Here is a 4001-nt window from a genome sequence, read left to right on the forward strand (position 1 = left end):
AGGCGGGCGTCGGCCGGGACGTGCGCCGGCGGCGCCGGCAGGTCCAGCTCGACGGCCACGGCAGCGTCGCCGGCACCGTCGGCGCCGTCCTCGTCGTCGTCGACGATCGGCTCGAGCCGCAGCAGCGGCGCGCCGGTCTCCACCTGGCTGCCGACCGATGCGACGCGCTCCTTGAGGCGCGCCTTGAACGGCGCGCGCAGCACCGTCTCCATCTTCATCGACTCGATCACCATCACGGGCGCACCGGCCTCGACCTCGGCACCGACGTCGACCGGGGTCGCGACGACGAGCGCCGGCGCCGGCGAGCGGACCACGCCGCCCTCGTCGAGGCTGACGCGGTGCGCAACGCCGTCCACCTCGACGAAGTGGACCGGCCCGTGCGTGCCGATCACGAAGCGGTACCGGGTGCCGTTGACCAGGATCTGGCCGCCCCAACGGTCGAACCGGTCGACCTCGACGTCGGCGAATCCGGCCTCGCCGCCGGCCTCGATGCCCACACGGAAGCGGTGCGCGCCGACCCGGGCGACGCGCGCGCGGTAGGACACGCCGCGCAGCTTGAGGTCGAGCGGGCGGCCGCTCTCGTGCTGCACCTGGGGGCGGCCGCCGAACGCCGTCGACAGCAGCCGCTGCCGCTCGACCCGCTCGTCCTCCTCGTAGGCCTCGACGGCGGCGACGGCGAGCGCGACGGCCGAGTGCCGGTGGCTGACCAGGCGTCCCTCGCCGCGGACGCGGTCGATCCAGCCCGTGTCGGCGCTGCCGTCGATCACCTCGGGCTGATCCAGCAGGTCGAGCACGAAGCTCTTGTTGGTGGCGCCACCCTCGATGATGACGGTGGTCTCTGCCATGGCGCGGCGCAGGCGGGCGAGGGCCTCGTCGCGATCCTTGCCGTAGGCGATGATCTTGGCGATCATCGAGTCGAAGTCGGCGGGGATGGTGTCGCCCTCGCTGACGCCGGTGTCGACGCGGATGCCGGGGCCGGCAGGCAGCGCGAGTCGCACGATCCTGCCGGGCGACGGCGCGAAGTCGCGGTCCGGGTCCTCGGCGTTCAGACGGGCCTCGACGGCGTGCCCGCGCTCGGCGGGCGGGGTGCCCTCGAGCTTGCCGCCGCTGGCGACGTACAGCTGGTAGCGCACGAGGTCGGTGCTGGTGGCGGATTCCGTGATCGGGTGCTCGACCTGCAGGCGGGTGTTGACCTCGAGGAACGCGAAGAAGCGACCGCCCGGGTGATACAGGTACTCGACGGTGGCGGCGCCGCAGTAGCCGACGGCGACCGCGAGCCGCTCGGCGGCCGACTTGACCTCGTCGGCCTGCTCCGCGCTGAGCACCGGCGACGCGGACTCCTCGATGACCTTCTGGTTGCGGCGCTGGATGGAACAGTCACGGACGCCGAGCGCCCACGCGGTCTCACCGTCCGAGATCACCTGGACCTCGATGTGGCGGGCACCGGTGACGAGGCGCTCGAGGAAGACGACGCCGCTGCCGAACGCGCGCGCCGCCTCCTGGCTGGTGCGCTCGTAGGCGTCGACCAACTCGTCCTCGTTGGTGACCAGCCGGATACCGCGCCCGCCACCACCGGCGGTGGCCTTGAGCATCAGCGGGTAGCCGATCTCGCGGGCCGACGCCTTGGCCGCCTCGAGGGACTCGACCGCACCCCGGCTCCACGGAGCGACGGGGACACCGACCTCCTCAGCGATCAGCTTCGCGCCGATCTTGTCGCCGAGCTTGCGCATCGCGTCGGCGCTGGGGCCGATGAAGGTGATCCCGAGCCGGTCGCACAGCTCCGCGAACGCCGGATCCTCGGCGACGAAGCCCCAGCCGACCCACGCGGCGTCGGCGCCGGTCTCCTTCAGCGCCTTCTCGAGGATCTCGAGATTGATGTACGGGCGCGCGGCGGCCGGCCCGAGGTCGTACGCGACGTCGGCCTCCCGCACGAACGTCGCCGTCCGATCCACGTCCGTGAACAGGGCGACGGTCTCGATGCCCTCCCCGGTCTCCGCATTACGGTCCCGCACGGCGTGGATCAGCCGCATCGCGGCCTCTCCACGATTGACGATCGCGATTCGGCTGAACACTCGGCAACTCCTCACCTGAAAACAACCCTGGTTCGCCCGGCTGTGCCATCACGCCGCAACGCGTTGCTGCACACGCTAGCCGGTTCGGCGCCACATCGATTCTGCTCGCGCAGACGCCGCTTCCGTCCTACCTTCTCGCGACTTCGCGATACTCGCGAGTACGCGGATGAAACAGTTTCTCAGAATATGTCCGACGTACGCGGGAGGGGTGCGCGTCGCGCGTGTCCATCGCACGGCCCACCGGGCGCGCCCGGGTTCGACGCCCTGCCTCCCAGGGTCCGCCGAGGTGTCCGACGAGTGCACTAGGCTGGCGCGCATGGCGTCTGACATCGTCCCGATCGAGCTCGGCCTCACCGACGGCCCGGTGTACTCCCTCTGGGCACCTCGCTGGCGGGAGGGCGACGACGAGTGGGAGGCGTTCCTCGGGCTCGAGGACGACCTCTACGCATTCGGCTCGGTCGCCGAGCTGGTGGCGTTCGCACGCAGCGACGCCGAGCACGATCTCGACGACCATCCCGCGTGGCAGGCGCTGACGCAGCTGCCCGCCGAGGCGTTCACCCCGAAAGACGAGCGCTCCTACGACCTGATCCGCGTGGCCGAGCTGGCCGCCGAGCAGCCCACCCCCGAGGTCATCGCCGAGCTGGAGGACACGCTCGAGATCGTGTCGCTGATCGGCGAGGTGTGCGAGCTTCCGGACGTCACGAAGTTCTTCAACGGCAACCCCGTGTTGGGCACCGTGCGGATCGGAACCCGCAACTTCGAGGGCCGCGAAGGCATGGAGATGTGGCACAAGGTCGGCCAGATCGTCGCCCGCAAGTGGGACGACGTGATCGACGCGATCGAGAGCGTCGTGTCGGCCCCGGAGGTGTCGGCCGCCGCCGTCGCCGCAGCCGAGGAGGAGCTGGCGGCCGCCGAGGAGAAGATGGCCGCGGACATGCTCGAGGCGCGCGAACTCGAGCACACGGACCTCACTGCCGCGGATATCGACATCCTCAACTCGGAGGAGGGGCCGGACGACCTCGACGACGACCTCGACGAGGAGGTGGACGAGGAGGTGGACGAGGAGTCCGACGACGAGCTGGAGGACGACGAGGACCTGTACGAGGACGACTCGTTCTGGGGTGGCGTGGGTATCGACCCCGTCAAGATCGTCACCCGCGACGCCGAGTACTACACGCTCCGCTGCTACCTCGACGACCTCCCCGTGTTCCTCGGCAAGGACGGGAAGATCTTCGTGTTCACGTCACCGTCGGCACTCGAGCGTTACCTGGCCGACGACAACGACACCGAGCTGTCGAAGGTCGCCACGTACGACCAGGTCCGCGTCGCGGCGACCGACGGGTCTCTCGAGGTCGAGGTGCACGACGACAATGTGTACGTGCTCCCCGGGATCGCCGAGGACATCGTCGACGGCCCCCGCCGGATGGACCGGGATCAGCTGGACCTCGCCGTGGAGCTGCTGCTCGACGCCGCCGAGTTCGCGGACGACAGCTCGGTCCGGGAGGCCCTGCGCCCTACCACCCCCCTGGGCTTCTTCGTGTCGTACGCGCTCGACCCCCAGCCGCGGCGGTTGGCACCGTCGGCGCCCTACGAGAACGAGTCCGAGGCGTGGCGCGCGCTCGTGCACGAGCTCGAGGGACGGCTCAAGAAGATCTGACGCCCGCCGCTCTCCCCGCACGACGAGAGCCCCGCACCGCCGTCGGCGGTGCGGGGCTCTCGCGTTGTGCGGTTACGAACCGATCGTGTTGTGGGCCGAGCCGAGGGCGATGTCGGCGACGTTCGGCTGGCCGCCGACGACGCGCACCTGCACCGCGGTCGGCTCGTACACGCTCGCCACGATCGTGAACACCCCGTCCGTCAATCCCTCCAGGCGGAAGTAGCCGGTGCGGTCCGTGACGACCGACGCGATCAACGTCTGATCCGGGCCGA

3 protein-coding genes are annotated in these 4001 nt (G+C 70.5%); 1 reads left to right on the plus strand and 2 read right to left on the minus strand.

Annotated elements, in window-relative coordinates; translation table 11 throughout:
• A partial coding sequence (locus ABD908_RS26695) for an ATP-binding protein (protein ID WP_345001833.1) occupies positions 1–2072 on the minus strand: 2072 nt, incomplete at its 3' end.
• Positions 2073–2388: 316 nt separating this feature from the next.
• On the opposite strand from ABD908_RS26695, the gene ABD908_RS26700 reads away from it, so the two are divergent.
• Positions 2389–3729 carry a primosomal protein gene (locus ABD908_RS26700; RefSeq protein WP_345001835.1) on the plus strand — a complete coding sequence of 447 codons (1341 nt, stop codon included), beginning with the start codon at positions 2389–2391 and terminating at the stop codon, positions 3727–3729.
• Positions 3730–3801: 72 nt separating this feature from the next.
• On the opposite strand, the gene ABD908_RS26705 is transcribed toward ABD908_RS26700, so the two are convergent.
• Positions 3802–4001: hypothetical protein (locus ABD908_RS26705; RefSeq protein ID WP_345001837.1), on the minus strand; the 200-nt coding region annotated here is incomplete at its 5' end.

Origin of the sequence: Tsukamurella soli (genome assembly GCF_039541155.1) — a bacterium.
In the GTDB taxonomy this organism is placed as follows: Bacteria; Actinomycetota; Actinomycetes; order Mycobacteriales; family Mycobacteriaceae; genus Tsukamurella; species Tsukamurella soli.